We start from the raw sequence: 17,861 nt of genomic DNA, 5'->3' as shown, positions 1-17,861 counted from the left end.
TCATAATGAATTTCATTATGTGTTCACTCGTGAGGCTTTGATATTTTTGTGCGTCCAAAGACGCTGATATCAATCCTGCGAGTGCCCACACAGATTGTCTGATAAATTGTTAAAGAGCATGCCGCGATTTACTGCGGCGCGGGCTGCGTATATTACGCTTTCCGCATTGTCAGTCAAGCATTTATTTTCGCTTAACTCACTGGTTCGTATGATTTCGAACCTACTCAACCCGGCGCTTCGTAAGCCGTTGTGCCGTGTCAGTGGAGGCGCATTATAGGGAGTTCTCGGAGGCTGACAAGTGCTAATTTCAAATAAAATTCCGAGTGCTGATTTTTTCAGCTAAAAGCCGCTAAAGCGCCAGTTTTTCGAGCAACGGGAAGCCATAACGCTGCAAAACGGGTGATAATTGTACTGCTTCGCCATCCAGCGCCGTACAGAATGCAACATTCTGCTGCGAGGAGTGCACCTCAGGCGCTTCATGCTCAAGCAGCCAGACGGTACGTCGGGCAATTGCCGCACCGGAATCAATCAGACGCGTCCCTTCAGGCAACACCTGCTGCAGCTCTTCGCGCAGTAAAGGAAAGTGTGTACAGCCTAAAACGACCGTATCCGGTGGCTCAGCCATCCTCAGCCACGGCTGAACAATCCGGCGTACCTCATCCAGTGACACTTCCTCACCGTGGAGCTTCGCTTCTGCCAGCTCTACCAGCTCGGCCGAACCCAGCATCTCGATATTGCAGGAACCCGCAAACTGCGCCACCAGCTCATGCGTATAAGGACGGCGCACCGTAGCCCGCGTAGCCAGTAATCCCACAACGCCATTACGCGTCAGGCGCGCGGCCGGTTTAATTGCCGGCACCACTCCTACGACAGGAAATGCAAAGCGTTCACGTAAAGCGGGTAATGAAACCGTGCTGGCCGTATTACAGGCGATGATGACCAATGAGAGAGGATAGCGCTGCGTAATAGCCTCAACGATAGCGACCACCCGCTCCACGATGAAGGTTTCGCTTTTCTCACCGTAAGGGAAGCCTGCGTTATCGAAGGCATAGAGATAATGCAGGTCCGGCAACAGCTGACGGACCTCATCATAGACAGAAAGCCCACCGACGCCGGAATCAAACACCAGCACGGTAGGGCGCAAATCAGAAGTTGTAGCTGCCGCTGAGGTAATACTCTCGTCCTGGAGTCTGATAGCCATACACTGTCTCGTAATCTTTATCGAACAGGTTGGCAATTCTACCACGAACCGTGAGTTGTGAAGTGACCGGATATGAGACAGCGAGATCCCACAGGCTCACTCCCCCTAGCTTCACGCGTCGGCTGGGCGAACTGTTAAAGTCGGTATCATAACGGTCCCCCAGATAATGGTAGGTGATTGACCAGTCAAACTCATACAGCGTCCAGTCGAGCTGATAGTTCACCTGCTGCTTAGCCCGGCGAACAAGCGGCTGATCGGTGCTGCCATCCCGCGCATCAACATAATCATAGGAGAGCAGATGCGCCAGCGGCCCGGTATCAAATCCGGCGGTGGCTTCAACGCCTTTAATGCGGGCCTGCTTAATGTTGTAGTAACGGAAAGTCGCCGGATCACTATCAATCAGATTATCGATGTCGTTGCGATAGCCCGACACACGCCAGTTCACCGGTCCGCTCAGCCCTTCAAAGCCGCCTTCCCACTGCTTACTTTTTTCCGGATCGAGGTCACGATTACCATAAAACGGACTGTAAACCTGCGACAGATTCGGTGCTTTAAAAGCAGTGCCATAAGAGGCGAACGCGCGATAGCCGGAGATAAACTCCCATGACACTGCCGTCTGCCAGGTGTTATGCCAGCCGAACTGATTGTTGTCATCACTGCGTACCGCACCTTCAAGGGTAACGCTGCCAAACTGCTGCTGGCCAGTCAGGTAGAGACCGGTATTTCGCTGCTCATAGCCCTCTGATAAATAGTTCGTGCCAGGCTCGGTCGTCTCTTTCTGCCAGTCGACACCGGCGCTGATCGCCCCCTGCCCCACCTGCACGGTGTTGCCCCACTGCAGATTGTACTGGGTGACATCATCAAAGGTGGATGCAGCGCCATAGCGACCATTGCGCGGATCGTAGTTAATGTCTTTGGTATGACCGTAACTGGCGATGAGCTGAGTAGAGTAAATGTCACGGTTGAAGCGTAACCCGGTGTCCCAGGTCTGGCTGTAGAGCTGACGGGTATCCGCCAGCCCGATAATATTGGAATTATTATCGTAGGTATATGAACCGTCGTAGGCGGTGCGGTTATCAAACCCGTAGCCGCGCACAAAACCACTGAGCTCATCGCTGAACTGATGCTCAAGGTTGCCATACAGAGTTTTACTCATGAAGCCGTCGCGATCGTGCTGTGCCGGACCATAGTCATTGGGGTAGCCCGCCACCACATCATACCCTTTGGTATAGGTGTAGTTGCCAGCCAGGGTAAGCTTTGTTGCGTCGCCCAGCATCTGCTGGGTTGACCCGTCATACGATTGATAGCCGCTGGACCCGACGCCCGCCGTCAGCGTGGTGCCGGGTTGCGATCGACCCGTAATGATATTCACCACGCCGCCAATCGCATCAGAACCGTAAACCGCAGACCGCGAGCCGCGAACATATTCGATGCGCTGCACCAGCGACAGAGGGATCTGGCTGAGATCAGACGAACCGCTGATGCCCGCCTGATTAAGCCGGATACCATTAATCAGGATCAGCACATGTCGGGACTCGGTTCCCCGGATAAACAGTGAACTTTGCTGCCCCAATCCACCATTCTGCGCGACATCGACACCAGGCAGACGCCGCATCACATCCGTCAGGCTTTTGGCCTGCCAGCGATCAATCTCATCACGCGTGACGACGGTGGTCGGTGCCAGCACACCTGAAACGGGTTCTGCAAAACGGTTGGCGGTAACGATTTGCGTATCATCATTTCCCTGCGCAAAACCGTTTTGCGCCCAGAGGGAAATCGCCGTTGCGCTCAGCGCGAACAGCGATGCGGTTTTTTTAGTCATTTTTAATCGCATCCATAAGACGAAGCAGGATGCCGCGGGCCGACAATCAATAGAACGCGATGATTGAACGAGTAGCGACGTTACACCGGCAGGTCTTCGGGCTGGGAACCATAAGTGATGATGACTTCCCATCCCAGAGGACAGTGTCTGCAATTGCACTCATCACGACATTCCTTACCGCTGCGCGTCAGCTCCAGATTCACACTGGATTCCCTATTAACTCGGGCTTGAGGCCGGCGTCTGCAGTCTACGGAGTGGAGATACGGAAGTCCAGACTGCTAAATATCTTCTCGCTGCAGGACTGGACATCAGCAAGTGAATGCCTACAATCGCCCGCTGGTAAGCTATTAATCAGGATTGCTCATGACACCCGAACATCTCCCCATTGAAGAGTATGACGCACAGCTGGCGGAAAAAGTCAGTCGTTTAGAGACGATGATGACGCCGTTTGCTGCGCCCGACGTGGAGGTGTTCCGTTCGCCGGTCAGCCACTATCGGATGCGCGCCGAATTTCGCCTGTGGCACGACGGCGATGATATCTATCACATCATCTTTGATCAGCAGACACGCGAGCGGATCCGTGTTGATCAGTTCCCGGCGGCCAGCCAGCTGATCAACCAGCTGATGCCAAAGATGATCGCCGCGATCCGTGATAACCGCACCCTGCGCCATAAACTGTTTCAGATCGACTATCTGTCGACCCTGAGCAATCAGATTGTGATTTCACTGCTCTATCACCGCAAGCTGGATGATGAGTGGCAGCAGGCAGCGGCGGCGCTGCGTGACCAGCTGCGCGCTGAAGGGCTGGATGTGCAGCTGATTGGCCGTGCGACCAAAACCAAAATCTGTCTGGATCGCGACTATGTAGACGAGCGTCTGCCGGTGGCGGGTCGTGAGATTATCTATCGTCAGGTCGAGAACAGTTTTACCCAGCCCAATGCGGCGATGAATATTCAGATGCTGGAGTGGGCGCTGGATGTGACGCAGGATTCACAGGGTGATCTGCTGGAGCTTTATTGCGGCAATGGTAACTTCTCACTGGCACTGGCGCGCAATTTCCGCCGCGTGCTGGCGACTGAAATCGCCAAACCCTCTGTTGCCTCGGCGCAATACAACATTGCAGTGAACCAGATTGATAACGTGCAGATTATTCGCATGGCAGCGGAAGAGTTTACGCAGGCGATGAATGGCGTACGCAGCTTTAATCGTCTGGAAGGGATTGACCTGACCAGCTACGAATGCGAGACAATTTTTGTCGATCCGCCGCGCAGCGGACTGGATGAAGAGACGGTGAAAATGGTGCAGGCGTACCCGCGCATCCTTTACATCTCCTGTAACCCGCAAACTCTGAGCGACAATCTGCAGACGCTGTCAGAAACGCATGAGGTAACGCGGCTGGCGCTGTTTGATCAGTTCCCCTATACCCACCATATGGAATGCGGCGTTTTGCTGACGCGTAAAGCGTAAACAAAAACGGGAACCCTGAGGTTCCCGTTTTCATTCATAACTACTGATTGCGCTTGCGCTTAAATCGCGTCGCAATCCAGAACACCAGCGCCACCATCAGAACGGTGGGAACAAAGTTAGATCCAATGTCCGGGTATTCCGCCCGCACCAGCGCGCTATACACCAGAATCCCCAGCAGGAAAAACGCCGCCGCCAGACCTGGCATGCCGTCCGGCATGTTGGTGTTGAGGTAACGCTGATGCAGACACCAGGCCGCCAGACCCAGCGCAATCAGCGGAAAAATCGAAAAGGGAACAAAAGCGCTGAACAGCACAGAAAACGAGCCGTTAATCGCTAAGCCGGTAATAAAAGCCAGTGCCAGAGTGCTTTTATCGCGAATACCTGGTTGGGTCATGGACGGATCCTTACTCATTGCTCTTCGGGTTTTTCCAGGGTAACTGCCAGTCGTTCCTGCTCACGGCGATACCAGTAATAAGCGCCTTTGGCGATCATACGCAGCTGCAGTACCAGCCGATCCTCAAGCTTCCGTCGCTGCTCAGCATCAACATCCAGTGCTTCTGCACCGGCGCTGAAAACAATGGTCACCATCGCTTCCGCCTGCGCTTCGGTAAAACTACGCGGCATGCGATTTTCGACCTCAAGATAATCGGCCAGTTCAGCGATAAAGTGCTGAATTTCACGCGCCACGGCGGCACGAAAAGCGGCGGAGGTACCGGAACGTTCACGCAGTAACAGGCGGAAAGCGTTGGGATTGTTGCCGATGAACTCCATAAAGGTCGCCACCGACGTTTTAATGATGCTGCCGCCTTTGGCGATACGCTGGCGCGCCTGACGCATCAGCTGTCGCAGCATCAGCCCGCTTTCATCCACCATCGTCAGACCAAGCTCATCAACATCCTTAAAATGACGATAAAAAGAGGTGGGTGCTATCCCCGCTTCACGGGCAACTTCCCGCAAACTCAGACTGGTAAAACTGCGTTCGGCGCTGAGCTGACTGAAAGCTGCTTCAATCAGTGTACGCCGTGTACGTTCTTTTTGTTGCGCTCTGACGCCCATGCTCTCTGCCTTTAGCGGTAATGAGTGGGCACTATAACAAAATTTTCAGCGTACAGATTGGCAATCTTTGTCACCGCCTGTGAACCTCACTCTTTGTCAAAATGTGATGAAAATCGCTGATAGAATTCAGAAGTGCGCGACGAGATGTTAGAATCTCGTTGTAAAAATGTATAAATAATAGGACGTATCGGTATGCAAAAGTCTTACGATTACGATGCCATTGTGATTGGCTCAGGGCCCGGCGGTGAAGGGGCGGCGATGGGGCTGGTAAAACAGGGAGCGCGCATCGCCGTGATCGAACGCTACCACAACATCGGCGGCGGTTGTACGCACTGGGGCACCATCCCTTCTAAAGCCCTTCGCCACGCCGTCAGTCGCATTATTGAATTTAACCAGAACCCACTCTACAGCGATCATACCCGACTGCTTCGCTCCTCTTTTGCCGACATTCTCAATCACACAGAAAATGTTATCAGCCAGCAGACAGCCATGCGTCAGGGCTTCTACGAGCGTAACCGCTGTGAACTTTATCAGGGTGATGCGCATTTTGTTGATGCTAATACCATTGAGATTGAGCAACCTGATGGCACGCGTGAGACGCTGACGGCAGAGAAGTTTGTTATCGCCTGCGGTTCACGACCTTACCATCCTGACGATGTCGACTTTACCCACCCCCGCGTTTATGACTCTGACTCTATCCTCAACCTGCACCACGAACCAGGTCACGTCATTATTTATGGCGCGGGTGTAATTGGCTGTGAATATGCGTCCATTTTCCGTGGCCTGAACGTCAAAGTTGATCTGATTAACACCCGCGATCGCCTGCTGGCATTCCTTGATCAGGAGATGTCTGACTCCCTCTCTTACCACTTCTGGAACAGCGGCGTAGTCATTCGTCACAACGAAGAGTTTGAGAAGATCGAAGGCGTGGAAGATGGCGTGATCATGCATCTGAAGTCCGGCAAGAAAGTGAAAGCAGACTGTCTGCTTTACGCCAATGGCCGTACCGGTAACACTGATTCGCTGTCGCTGGAAAATGTCGGTCTGGAAGCGGATGGTCGTGGCCTGCTGAAAGTGAACAGCATGTATCAGACCGCTCAGCCACACATCTATGCCGTGGGTGACGTGATTGGCTATCCCAGCCTGGCCTCTGCTGCCTACGATCAGGGCCGTATTGCCGCGCAGGCGATTATCAAAGGAGAAGCGTCAGCGCACCTGATTGAAGATATCCCGACCGGCATCTACACCATTCCGGAAATCAGCTCTGTAGGTAAAACCGAGCAGCAGCTGACGGCCATGAAGGTGCCTTACGAAGTGGGCCGCGCGCAGTTCAAACATCTGGCGCGGGCGCAGATCGTCGGCATGAACGTTGGCAGCCTGAAAATTCTGTTCCATCGCGAAACGAAAGAGATTCTGGGGATCCACTGTTTTGGTGAGCGTGCCGCCGAGATTATTCACATCGGTCAGGCGATCATGGAGCAAAAAAATGGTGGTAACACGATTGAGTACTTCGTGAATACCACCTTTAATTATCCGACCATGGCTGAAGCCTATCGCGTTGCCGCGTTAAACGGCTTAAACCGCCTGTTTTAAGGCAGCGTCGAAATAGTGCGCCATGTGGGTTTTAATCGCCTCTGCCAGCTGTTCATAACGGCTGCGCAGAGGTGACCCCGGGCGATAGACCAGCGCAATTGTACGCTGTGGCACCGGTTTGTAGCAGGGAAGATAGCAGACGCCATCGCGGACGCGTTCCGGCGGGACGGCAAGCGCCGGTAACAGCGTAATCCCGCTGCCAGCCGCCACCATATTGCGCAGCGTCTCAAGACTGGTTGCGCGGAAGTGGGTATCTTCATCCGCACCCGCCTCAAAGCAGAAACCCATCGCCTGGTCACGCAGACAGTGCCCGTCTTCCAGCATCAGCAACTTCTCGCCAGCCAGATCAGACATCGGTACGCGATCGCGGTCGCACCACGGATGATCGGCATAGACTGCCAGCTTCATCGGCTCATCAAATAACGGCACTTCGATAAAAGCCTGACTCTCTTTGACCAGCGCGATAATCGCGCAGTCCAGCTTGCCGCTGTCGAGCTGAGACAACAACTGTTGCGTCTGCGCTTCGTGCAGGTACATCTCCAGTTTCGGGAATGTCTGGTGCAGCGTAGGGATAATCTGTGGCAATAAATAGGGCGCGGTGGTCGGAATAAGGCCGATATGCAGCGGACCTGACATCGCTTCCCCTTGCTGACTGGCCATCTCTTTCAGCACTTTCACTTCACGCAGTACCGTTCGCGCCTGATCCACCAGCAGCAGACCTGCCTGTGTGAACAGCACTTTGCGGCTGGTGCGCTCCAGCAGCATCACACCCAGCTCATCTTCCAGCTTACGGATCTGCCCGCTTAATGTTGGCTGACTGACATGACACGCATCCGCGGCACGGCGGAAATGACGGTGTTCAGCAAGCGAAACCAGATATTCAAGATCACGAATATTCATTATTACCCTCCAAACCACGATAGCCCGTGGCGATAGATAGAATAGCAATGAACGATTGGCCCTATCAAGGGTGGTTGGGAATAATGCGCGCATCAAATGGAACGCGGCAGGTCAGGAGCAAAAAATGTTTGCAAGTCAGGAAGGTAACGCTATTCCGTCAGTCACTTTTCACACACGTCAGGGCGATCGCTGGGTTGATGTCACCACAGAAGCGCTGTTTAAAGACAAAACGGTGATCGTTTTTTCACTGCCGGGAGCCTTTACACCCACCTGCTCCTCCAGCCATCTGCCGCGTTACAACGAATTAGCGGGTCTGTTTGCCCAACATGGGGTGGACAGCATTCTGTGCGTTTCAGTGAATGACACCTTTGTGATGAACGCCTGGAAAGCCGAACAGCGCGCAGACAACATTACTTTTATTCCCGATGGCAACGGCGAGTTCACGCGTGGCATGGAGATGCTGGTTGAGAAAGCCGATCTCGGTTTTGGCCCGCGTTCATGGCGTTACTCGATGCTGGTGCGTAACGGCATGGTCGAGAAAATGTTCGTTGAGCCGAACAAACCTGGTGACCCGTTTGAGGTCTCCGATGCTGACACCATGCTGCGCTATCTGGCGCCGGAGTGTAAAGCCCAGGAGTCGGTCTCCATATTCACTAAACCTGGCTGCACCTTCTGCACTCAGGCAAAACAGATGCTGATGGATCACGGTATTCAGTACGAAGAAATTGTGCTGGGGCAGGATGCGACAACCGTAAGTTTGCGTGCCGTATCAGGCCGGGCGACGGTGCCGCAGATCTTCATGGGCGGTCGTCACATTGGCGGCAGTGAGGATCTGCAACAATATTTGCTGTCAGCGTAAGAGAATCTGAGCGTCGGCTGGGAGAGCGGGCGCTTTGATGATGTGCCTATAAAAAAGTAGTAATTCTGAAGCTAGAGGTTGGCGGGCATTTAATGTGCCCGCTTTTTTTACCCGCTAATCACGCCAGACGCTGCTTAGCATCACCGATGGCACGCGCAACCTGCTGTGGCGAGACACCGCCCTGCGCATTACGCTTATCCAGACAGGATTGTAGCGCCAGAATCGGATAAACATCCTCGCCAATCACCGAGCTGAACTGCTGCAACTGCGCCAGCGACAACGCTTCCAGCGCCACGCCCTGCCCGATGGCAGCAACCACCACTTCCCCGACGATATGGTGTGCTTCACGGAATGGCACACCTTTAGCGACCAGATAGTCAGCCAGTTCGGTGGAGTTTGCGTAACCCTGTTCCGCCGCTTCCTGGCAGCGCGGACGCTTAACCTGCAGGCCATCCAGCACCAGTACGGACATATGCAGACAGTCGAGCCAGGTGTCGAGCGCGTCAAACAGCCCCTCTTTGTCTTCCTGCATATCTTTGTTGTAGGCAAGTGGCAAACCTTTCAGCGTCATCATCATGCCGGTCAGTGCGCCCTGCACCCGACCACACTTGCCGCGAATCAGCTCCAGCGCATCCGGGTTTTTCTTCTGCGGCATCAGCGATGAGCCAGAAGTGACTTTATCTGACAGCTCAATAAAGCCCGCTTCGCCGGTATTGAAGAAGATCATATCTTCAGCAAAACGCGACAGATGCACCATGCCAATGGCCGCATCAGACAGCAGCTCCAGCACGTGATCGCGATCTGATACCGTATCCAGACTATTGCGCGTTGCAGAAGCAAAGCCCAGCCAGCCAGCCAGTTGCTGACGATCGATCTCGTAAGCGGTACCAGCCAGAGCGCCACAGCCCAGCGGGCTGACATCAAGCCGCTTCAGGGTATCCTGCAGACGGCTCTCGTCACGCGCCAGCATTTCAACGTAGGCCAGACACCAGTGCGCAAATGTCACCGGCTGCGCACGCTGCAGGTGGGTGTAGCCAGGCATCACCGCATCCTGATTCACTTCCGCGGTGACCACCAGTGCCTGCTGAAGATCACGCGTGGCTCCCAGCAGCGCCTCAATCTGCACCTTGCACCACAGTTTCAGATCGGTCGCGACCTGATCGTTACGGCTACGGCCGGTATGCAGCTTTTTACCCAGCGCACCGACTTTGTCGATCAGCTTGCCTTCAACCCAGCTGTGGATATCTTCGGCGTCGCTCTGCAGGATCTGTTCAGGATTCTCACGCACGTCATCCAGTAACGCATTCAGCGCTGCTTCCAGCTGCTGCTGCTCATCCTGAGTCAGAACATTGACCGTCACCAGCGCTTTGGACCAGGCAACAGAGCCAATGATGTCCTGCTCAGCCAGGCGGTAATCGAAGCGCAGCGAGTCATTGAACTGTTTAAAACGCTGATCCGCTGCCTGAGTAAACCGTCCACCCCAAAGTGCCATGTGAAAACTCCTCTGAATCGTTAAACAAGAGGCGGCATAAATGCCGCCCCTGAATGAAAACTGTGAGGCGAGGCGCACCCCGCCTGAAAATTACTTCTTCTGCTCGTTCAGGGCGCGGATACGCGAAGAGAGCGAGAACAGACGGATAAAGCCGCCCGCATGACGGTGATCGTAGACCTCATCTTCACCAAAGGTGGCGAACTCTTCTGAGTAGAGGCTGTTCGCGGAACGCTTCTGGGTGGCTGTCGCCTGGCCTTTATAAAGCTGCAGCACCACTTCACCGTTAACGTCTTCCGCCAGCGATTCAGCAGCAGCCTGAATTGACTTACGCAGCGGTGCGAACCAGCGGCCGTCATAAACCACGTAAGACATCTCGTGACCCAGCTGCTCACGCCATTTGAAGCTATCGCGATCCAGCACCAGCTGCTCAACCGCACGCAGCGCATTCACCATGATGGTGCCGCCCGGGGTTTCGTAGCAGCCGCGGGATTTAATGCCCACCAGACGGTTTTCAACGATATCGATACGGCCAACGCCATGCTTTGCGCCCAGCACGTTGAGTTTTTCCAGACACTGGAACGGACTCAGTTTTTCGCCGTTAACCGCCACAACCCGACCTTTTTCCACGGTTACGGTCACTTCTTCAGGCTGGTCAGGGGCGTCCAGCGGATCGACAGTCCAGACCCAGCAATCTTTATTCGGTGCATTGGCCGGGCTTTCCAGCACGCCGCCTTCGGTGGAGATGTGCCAGGCGTTTTCGTCACGGCTGTAGATTTTTTCCAGCGACGCGGTGGTCGGGATGTTGCGCTCTTTCAGGTAGTCCAGCAGCGCTTCACGTGAACGCAGGTTCCATTCACGCCACGGTGCCACCACTTTGAGCTGCGGTGCCAGCGCGGTGTAGGTGGTTTCGAAACGCACCTGGTCATTCCCTTTACCGGTTGCGCCGTGACACAGCGCATCTGCGCCCACTTTCAGCGCCAGCTCAACCTGGGCTTTAGCGATGATAGGACGCGCCATTGAGGTGCCCAGCAGATAGGTGCCTTCATACAGCGCACCGGTCTGCAGCACCGGATAGACGTAGTCGCTGATAAACTCTTCACGCAGGTCAACCACGTGGCATTCAGATGCGCCGGACTGCAGGGCTTTCTTCTCTACACCTTCCAGATCGCCGCGCTCCTGACCGATGTCCGCTACGAAAGCGACCACTTCACAGCCGCCGTAGTTCTCTTTCAGCCATGGAATAATGGCTGACGTATCAAGACCACCGGAGTAAGCCAGAACGATTTTTTTGATGTTTTGCGTTTGCATTTCGTAATCCTTGAATCAGAGTCGTTAAGCGAGAATCCGGGTGCCAATAGACACGCCGTTAAACAGGTCAGGCAGCCGCTCAGCGTGACGCCAGCTGGCAATATCCACCGGACGGCCCAGCGTACGCGCCGCATCAAGCGCAGCGTGCACTTTAACAATCATGCCGTCAGTAATAATGCCCTGGGTAATCAGCTGCTCAGCTTTGTCGGCGGTCATCTCTTCGATGCGCTGACCTTTGCCGTCGAGAATACCACTGACGTCTGACAACAGAACCAGATCGGCGCCCAGCGTTGAGGCCAGTGCGGTCGCCGCCTGGTCAGCGTTGACGTTCATCAGGTCGCCGCTGTCAGTAATGCCAATGGAGCTCACCACCGGCATATAACCGGCCGCCAGCAGGGTGTTCAGCAAGGCCGGATCTCCCGGCATTGCATGGCCAACATGGCCGAGTTCTTCATCAAACGGGGCGACATTGACGATGCCCGCATCGCCCAGGCAGAGGCCGACCGCGTTGATGCCCGATTTTTTCGCCCAGGCCAGCAGCGTTTTATTCGCGGTTCCCGCCAGCGCACCGGTAATAATGTCAATCTGATCGGCCGGGGTGACGCGCAGGCCATTTTTCTTCATCACCGGCAGCGCCAGCTTTTTCATCAGCTCATCCACCAGGCAGCCGCCGCCGTGGACGATGATCAGCGGACGCTGATGAGCGCTACGATAGTTAAGCAGTGCTTCAAACAAGCGCGCCAGCGCTTCTTCGCTGTCTAACAGCACACCGCCCAGCTTAATAATCAATGGATTAGTCATGGTTTAGTTATCCGTTAAATCAGTGACTGCGTTTCAGGGAAGCCGAACCGGATGTTCAGGCACTGTACTGCCTGCGATGCCGCCCCTTTCAGCAGATTATCTTCGGCTGCTACAACAATCAGATGTTCGTCCTGCACTTCAAAACCGATATCGCAGTAAGGCAGGCCGACAACGGCTTTCAGCGCCGGTACGCCCTTATCGTAGAGGCGCACCAGCGGCTTGTCGTCATAGGCACGATGGAAGACGGCAGCGATATCTTCGCGGCTGACACCCGCTTTCAGACGGCAGGTGATGGTCGCCAGGATACCGCGCGGGAAGCTCCCCAGGTGCGGTGTAAAGATCACTGGCGTACCGAGGTGCGCGACAATTTCCGGGTGGTGACGATGATTAAACAGACCGTAAGGCTGCAGGCTCACTTCGCAGAAGCTGGTCCCGACACTGGCTTTACGTCCGGCACCGCTCACGCCGCTGGTGGCGTTAATAACCGGCCACTGCGCATCGTTTAACAGTCCCACATCCACCAGAGGTTTCAGTGCCAGCTGAGCCGCGGTCGGGTAGCAACCGGGTACCGCCACCAGCTGCGCCTGCTGAATTTTCTCATGCTGATATTCCGCCAGGCCGTAAACGGCTTTATCGAGCCAGTCGCCATGCTGATGCGTGAAACCGTAGAAACGGGTGTAAAAATCAGCGTCGTTAACGCGGAACGCACCCGACAGGTCGAATACCACACAGCCAGCCTTGAGAAATTCCGGGGCCAGGTCGTGGCTGACTTCGTGGGCCGTCGCCAGGAACACGACATCCACTTTGTCTGCCCACTCCTCCGCGCTGCTCAGCGGCTGCAGTGGTAAATCCACCACGCCTTTCAGCTGCGGATTGAGATCGGACAGGCGCTTGCCGGCATCAGGGCTTTGCGCCGAAACCGCCAAAGCGGTTATGTTGATATGTGGATGGCGATTCAGGAAGGTGGCAAGCTCAACACCAGCATAACCACTGGCACCAACGATCAGCGTATTCAACATCAGGCTGTAACCCTTTTTACAGTCGCACGTTCCGGGTCGCGGCCTTGCCCCGTTACCCACCCTGTCATCTGCAGTGATTTAAGGTTCCCTTGCAGAGGACGTTAATGTATTTTTATTCACTATTACTGCATGAATATGGATACATCCTAACCCAAGGACCGCCAACAGTGAAGACAAAATTACCGCCTTTTATTGAACTGTACAGCCAGTTAATCGCCACACCGTCGATCAGTGCAACCGATGCCGCACTGGATCAGAGTAATGAAACTTTAATCAATTTGCTGGCCGGCTGGTTCCGCGACCTTGGCTTCAGCGTTGAAGTGCAACCGGTGCCCGGCACCCGCAATAAATTTAACATGCTGGCGCGAACCGGCAACGGAGCGGGCGGCCTGCTGTTAGCGGGTCATACGGATACCGTTCCCTTTGACGATGGCCGCTGGACGCGCGATCCCTTTACCCTGACCGAGCACGACAACAAGCTCTATGGTCTGGGCACGGCAGACATGAAAGGCTTCTTCGCCTTTATTCTCGATACGCTGCGCGATGTGGATGTCAGGACACTGAGTAAGCCGCTCTATATCCTCGCCACAGCCGATGAAGAGACCACCATGGCGGGTGCCAAATATTTTTCGGAATCAACGCAACTGCGTCCCGACTGCGCCATCATCGGTGAACCGACCTCGCTGAAACCGGTGCGCGCGCACAAGGGCCATCTGTCCAACGTGATTCGTATTGAAGGGAAATCGGGCCATTCCAGCGATCCGGCGCGTGGCGTCAATGCCATTGAACTGATGCATGAGTCGATCACCCATCTGATGCAACTGCGTCACACGCTGCAGGAGCGTTATCACCATGACGGCTTTGCTATTCCCTATCCCACCATGAATTTCGGCCATATTCATGGCGGCGACGCCGCTAACCGTATTTGCGCCTGCTGTGAACTGCATATGGATATCCGTCCGCTGCCAGGCCTGTCGCTGAGCGATCTGGATGGGTTACTGAACGAGGCGCTGGCACCCGTGAGTGCACGCTGGCCGGGCCGTGTCACGGTGGCCGAACTGCATCCGCCGATTCCGGGCTATGAGTGTCCGGCAAACCATGAGTTAGTGAGCGTGGTAGAGAAATTGCTGGGTACGCCAACCGAGGTGGTGAACTACTGCACCGAAGCGCCGTTTATTCAACAGCTCTGCCCGACGCTGGTCCTGGGTCCAGGTTCGATTAATCAGGCACACCAGCCAGATGAATTTATCGATACGGCATTTATTAAGCCGACCCGGGCGCTTATCAGTCAGGTTGTGCAGCATTTTTGTCACTGATTGACAGTAAATGGGGCATTTCACTGTATTAACAGCAAAATGCCCCCTCATTCTGCGGGAATTAACAATAAGAATAACTTATCCCGCTTCCTTCCCGATAAATTCTGTGAATTTCCGTTAGTTAGCGCCATCTTCAGCGCACTTTAACGCATTTGACGAACGCAACATTACGTGGCTAGATAAAAGACGATGTTATGCCCACCGGGTGATTATCCAGAACGTTTCAGAATGCGGACAGGCGGCAACGGAGCCGGTTACCTTTAGAGTATCGGGAACACGATGTTGCTGATTTTTTGCTGCCTGAAAGGTCGGGTGTAGAAGTTTTTAAAGACGATAAGGGTGTCAGGGTCCAATGAACGAACAATATTCCGCAATGCGAAGTAATGTCAGTATGCTCGGCAAACTGCTCGGGGATACGATTAAGGATGCACTGGGAGAGAACATCCTCGACCAGGTGGAAACCATCCGTAAGCTCTCCAAGTCATCCCGTGCAGGCAATGATACTCATCGTAAAGAGCTGCTCAATACGCTGCAGAACCTCTCCAACGAGGAGCTTCTGCCGGTTGCACGCGCATTCAGCCAGTTTCTGAACCTCACCAACGTAGCTGAGCAGTATCAGACCATCTCGCAGAACGGCGAAGGTGAGAACCATCCTGAACTTCTGAAAAAGACCTTTGATACCCTGAAGCAGCAGAAAGATATCAGCGAAACCGACATTCTGGCGGCCATTGAGTCGCTGTCGCTGGAGCTGGTGCTGACTGCGCACCCGACCGAAATCACCCGCCGTACGCTGATTCACAAGCTGGTTGAAGTGAACAGCTGTCTGAAACAGCTCGACCACAGCGACGTCTCCGACTACGAGCGTAACCAGATTATGCGCCGTCTGCGTCAGCTGGTGGCACAGGCGTGGCACACCGATGAGATCCGTAAATATCGTCCGACCCCTGTCGACGAAGCCAAATGGGGCTTCGCCGTCGTGGAAAACAGCCTGTGGGAAGGCGTTCCTGCCTTCCTGCGTGAGCTGAATGAGCAGGTCGAAGAGGCCTTTGGCATTAAGCTGCCGGTCGATTTCGTGCCGGTTCAGTTCACCTCCTGGATGGGTGGCGACCGCGACGGTAACCCGAACGTCACGGCATCGATCACCCGCCATGTGATGCAGCTAAGCCGCTGGAAAGCCACAGACCTGTTCCTGCGTGATATCGGCGTATTGATTTCCGAGTTGTCGATGTCCGAGTGCAGCGAAGAGATCCGCGAGCTCAGCGGCGATCCGGAAGCGCTGGAACCTTATCGCGTAATCCTGAAACGCCTGCGCAGCCAGTTAATGTCTACCCAGTCATTCCTGGAACGCCGCCTGAAAGGTGAGCGTCTGCCGCGTCCGGCCGATTTGCTGGTCTCAAACGATCAGCTGTGGGACCCGTTGTATGCCATCTATCAGTCACTGCAACAGTGCGGCATGGGCATTATTGCCAACGGTCAGTTGCTCGATACGCTGCGCCGCGTGAAATGCTTCGGCGTGCCGCTGGTGCGTATCGATCTGCGTCAGGAAAGTACCCGCCATACAGAGGCGATTGCTGAAGTCACCCGTTACCTGGGCCTCGGCGATTATGAAAGCTGGTCCGAAGCAGACAAACAGGCCTTCCTGATCCGTGAACTGAACTCCAAACGCCCATTGCTGCCACGCAGCTGGGAACCCAGCGATGAGACGCGTGAAGTGCTGGAGACCTGTCGCGTTGCGGCTGAAGCGCCACAAGGCTCTATCGCCGCTTATGTTATTTCGATGGCGAAAACCCCGTCCGACGTGCTGGCCGTGCATCTGCTGCTGAAAGAAGCAGGTATCGGCTATGCGATGCCGGTTGCACCGCTGTTTGAAACACTGGATGACCTGAACAACGCAAACGACGTGATGAGCCAGTTACTGAGCATCGACTGGTATCGCGGCTTTATTCAGGGCAAACAGATGGTGATGATTGGCTATTCTGACTCGGCGAAAGATGCCGGTGTGATGGCCGCCAGCTGGGCGCAGTATCAGGCACAGGATGCGCTGATTAAAACCTGCGAAAAAGCCGGGATTTCACTGACGCTGTTCCACGGACGCGGCGGCAGCATTGGCCGTGGCGGCGCACCTGCCCATGCTGCGCTGCTGTCACAACCGCCAGGCAGCCTGCGCGGCGGTCTGCGTGTGACCGAACAGGGCGAGATGATCCGCTTTAAATATGGTTTACCAGCCGTGACGATCGCCAGCCTGTCGCTCTACACCGGCGCGATTCTGGAAGCGAACCTGATGCCACCACCGGAGCCAAAACGCGAATGGCGCGACATCATGGATCAGCTCTCTGCTGACTCCTGCGCAATGTATCGCGGGTATGTGCGTGAAAATGCAGACTTCGTCCCCTACTTCCGTTCGGCGACGCCGGAGCAGGAACTGGGTAAATTACCGCTCGGCTCACGTCCGGCTAAACGCCGTCCTACCGGTGGCGTGGAGTCGCTACGTGCGATCCCGTGGATTTTTGCCTGGACGCAGAACCGCCTGATGCTGCCTGCCTGGCTCGGTGCCGGTGCTGCCCTGCAGCAGGCGATGGCGGCCGGTCATCAGGATCAGCTGGAAGCGATGTGCCGCGACTGGCCGTTCTTCTCAACCCGTCTGGGCATGCTGGAGATGGTGTTCTCGAAAGCGGACCTGTGGCTGGCGGAATATTACGATCAGCGTCTGGTCGACAAATCACTCTGGCCGCTGGGCAAACAGCTACGCGATCAGCTTGATGCCGATATTAAAGCGGTACTGACCATCGCCAACGACTCGCACCTGATGGCTGACCAGCCGTGGATTGCCGAGTCGATTGCGCTGCGTAACGTCTATACCGATCCGCTCAACGTACTCCAGGCAGAACTGCTGCATCGTTCCCGTGCGCAGGAAGCGCGGGGTGAAGAACCGGATGCCCGCGTTGAGCAGGCTCTGATGGTGACGATTGCGGGTGTCGCAGCAGGCATGCGCAATACCGGTTAATCCTGATCAGGCGCGGCCCCCAC

14 protein-coding genes and 1 riboswitch are annotated in these 17,861 nt (G+C 55.0%); of the genes, 5 read left to right on the top strand and 9 right to left on the bottom strand.

All coding sequences use genetic code 11. The annotated features are described in order from the left end of the window. Window positions 1–349 precede the first annotated feature (349 nt). Window positions 350–1,201 (bottom strand): glutamate racemase, encoded by an 852-nt coding sequence (murI, locus tag ACTJKZ_RS20265; RefSeq protein ID WP_161733040.1) that lies wholly within the window; start codon window positions 1,199–1,201, stop codon window positions 350–352. Further along, window positions 1,146–3,023 (bottom strand): TonB-dependent vitamin B12 receptor BtuB, encoded by a 1,878-nt coding sequence (gene btuB / locus ACTJKZ_RS20260; protein WP_440829990.1) that lies wholly within the window; start codon window positions 3,021–3,023, stop codon window positions 1,146–1,148. Before btuB ends, murI begins: the two co-directional genes overlap by 56 nt. A 70-nt stretch (window positions 3,024–3,093) precedes the next feature. After that, window positions 3,094–3,276: riboswitch (cobalamin riboswitch) on the bottom strand. 110 nt (window positions 3,277–3,386) lie between these two features. Between btuB and trmA the strand changes: the two genes are divergently transcribed. Then, on the top strand, window positions 3,387–4,490 hold the full coding sequence (gene trmA / locus ACTJKZ_RS20255; RefSeq protein ID WP_222924846.1) for a tRNA (uridine(54)-C5)-methyltransferase TrmA: 1,104 nt from the start codon (window positions 3,387–3,389) through the stop codon (window positions 4,488–4,490). 40 nt (window positions 4,491–4,530) lie between these two features. On the opposite strand, the gene ACTJKZ_RS20250 is transcribed toward trmA, so the two are convergent. Together ACTJKZ_RS20250 and fabR are read right to left on the bottom strand one after the other, a co-directional pair. Next, window positions 4,531–4,884, bottom strand: a complete 354-nt coding sequence (locus tag ACTJKZ_RS20250; protein ID WP_161733034.1) for a YijD family membrane protein — start codon at window positions 4,882–4,884, stop codon at window positions 4,531–4,533. Window positions 4,885–4,898: 14 nt separating this feature from the next. Then, window positions 4,899–5,546: an HTH-type transcriptional repressor FabR gene (gene fabR / locus ACTJKZ_RS20245; RefSeq protein WP_013359449.1), complete on the bottom strand. Its 648-nt coding sequence runs from the start codon at window positions 5,544–5,546 to the stop codon at window positions 4,899–4,901. Window positions 5,547–5,738: 192 nt separating this feature from the next. Between fabR and sthA the strand changes: the two genes are divergently transcribed. Continuing rightward, a complete protein-coding gene (gene sthA / locus ACTJKZ_RS20240) occupies window positions 5,739–7,139 on the top strand; it encodes a Si-specific NAD(P)(+) transhydrogenase (RefSeq protein ID WP_013359450.1) in 1,401 nt (466 codons plus the stop codon). Here the strand turns inward: sthA and oxyR are convergent. Next, window positions 7,122–8,039, bottom strand: a complete 918-nt coding sequence (gene oxyR, locus ACTJKZ_RS20235) for a DNA-binding transcriptional regulator OxyR (protein ID WP_033734435.1) — start codon at window positions 8,037–8,039, stop codon at window positions 7,122–7,124. The genes sthA and oxyR overlap by 18 nt on opposite strands. Window positions 8,040–8,163: 124 nt before the next feature. Between oxyR and ACTJKZ_RS20230 the strand changes: the two genes are divergently transcribed. Further along, window positions 8,164–8,898, top strand: coding sequence for a glutathione peroxidase (locus ACTJKZ_RS20230; protein WP_161733032.1), 735 nt, complete (start codon window positions 8,164–8,166; stop codon window positions 8,896–8,898). Window positions 8,899–9,016: 118 nt separating this feature from the next. Here ACTJKZ_RS20230 and argH read toward each other — a convergent pair whose 3' ends face one another. From argH to argC, 4 genes are all read right to left on the bottom strand, one after another. Next, window positions 9,017–10,390, bottom strand: coding sequence for an argininosuccinate lyase (gene argH / locus ACTJKZ_RS20225; RefSeq protein ID WP_222924845.1), 1,374 nt, complete (start codon window positions 10,388–10,390; stop codon window positions 9,017–9,019). A 90-nt stretch (window positions 10,391–10,480) separates the two neighbouring features. After that, window positions 10,481–11,698, bottom strand: coding sequence for an argininosuccinate synthase (locus ACTJKZ_RS20220; RefSeq protein WP_253420441.1), 1,218 nt, complete (start codon window positions 11,696–11,698; stop codon window positions 10,481–10,483). A gap of 24 nt (window positions 11,699–11,722) precedes the next feature. Next, complete coding sequence (gene argB, locus ACTJKZ_RS20215; protein ID WP_161733024.1) at window positions 11,723–12,499, bottom strand: acetylglutamate kinase; 777 nt, start codon at window positions 12,497–12,499, stop codon at window positions 11,723–11,725. A 14-nt stretch (window positions 12,500–12,513) separates the two neighbouring features. Continuing rightward, entirely contained in the window at window positions 12,514–13,518 is a 1,005-nt protein-coding gene (gene argC / locus ACTJKZ_RS20210; RefSeq protein WP_440829989.1) for an N-acetyl-gamma-glutamyl-phosphate reductase, read from the bottom strand. 167 nt (window positions 13,519–13,685) lie between these two features. On the opposite strand from argC, the gene argE reads away from it, so the two are divergent. Then, window positions 13,686–14,834 carry an acetylornithine deacetylase gene (gene argE, locus ACTJKZ_RS20205; protein ID WP_440829988.1) on the top strand — a complete coding sequence of 383 codons (1,149 nt, stop codon included), beginning with the start codon at window positions 13,686–13,688 and terminating at the stop codon, window positions 14,832–14,834. A gap of 352 nt (window positions 14,835–15,186) precedes the next feature. Further along, complete coding sequence (gene ppc / locus ACTJKZ_RS20200; protein WP_440829987.1) at window positions 15,187–17,838, top strand: phosphoenolpyruvate carboxylase; 2,652 nt, start codon at window positions 15,187–15,189, stop codon at window positions 17,836–17,838. Window positions 17,839–17,861: the final 23 nt, after the last annotated feature.

It is taken from the genome of Pantoea sp. 22096, assembly GCF_052045955.1.
GTDB classification, from domain to species: domain Bacteria; phylum Pseudomonadota; class Gammaproteobacteria; order Enterobacterales; family Enterobacteriaceae; genus Pantoea; species Pantoea alfalfae.
This window is presented reverse-complemented; position numbering and strand designations above follow the sequence as displayed.

Coding starts and splice junctions, on each gene's coding strand:
- argH (WP_222924845.1), bottom strand. CDS start 10,390: ATGGCACTTTGGGGTGGACGGTTTACTCAGGCAGCGGATCAGCGTTTT.
- argC (WP_440829989.1), bottom strand. CDS start 13,518: ATGTTGAATACGCTGATCGTTGGTGCCAGTGGTTATGCTGGTGTTGAG.
- oxyR (WP_033734435.1), bottom strand. CDS start 8,039: ATGAATATTCGTGATCTTGAATATCTGGTTTCGCTTGCTGAACACCGT.
- ACTJKZ_RS20230 (WP_161733032.1), top strand. CDS start 8,164: ATGTTTGCAAGTCAGGAAGGTAACGCTATTCCGTCAGTCACTTTTCAC.
- murI (WP_161733040.1), bottom strand. CDS start 1,201: ATGGCTATCAGACTCCAGGACGAGAGTATTACCTCAGCGGCAGCTACA.
- ACTJKZ_RS20220 (WP_253420441.1), bottom strand. CDS start 11,698: ATGCAAACGCAAAACATCAAAAAAATCGTTCTGGCTTACTCCGGTGGT.
- ppc (WP_440829987.1), top strand. CDS start 15,187: ATGAACGAACAATATTCCGCAATGCGAAGTAATGTCAGTATGCTCGGC.
- ACTJKZ_RS20250 (WP_161733034.1), bottom strand. CDS start 4,884: ATGACCCAACCAGGTATTCGCGATAAAAGCACTCTGGCACTGGCTTTT.
- btuB (WP_440829990.1), bottom strand. CDS start 3,023: ATGACTAAAAAAACCGCATCGCTGTTCGCGCTGAGCGCAACGGCGATT.
- sthA (WP_013359450.1), top strand. CDS start 5,739: ATGCAAAAGTCTTACGATTACGATGCCATTGTGATTGGCTCAGGGCCC.
- trmA (WP_222924846.1), top strand. CDS start 3,387: ATGACACCCGAACATCTCCCCATTGAAGAGTATGACGCACAGCTGGCG.
- fabR (WP_013359449.1), bottom strand. CDS start 5,546: ATGGGCGTCAGAGCGCAACAAAAAGAACGTACACGGCGTACACTGATT.
- argB (WP_161733024.1), bottom strand. CDS start 12,499: ATGACTAATCCATTGATTATTAAGCTGGGCGGTGTGCTGTTAGACAGC.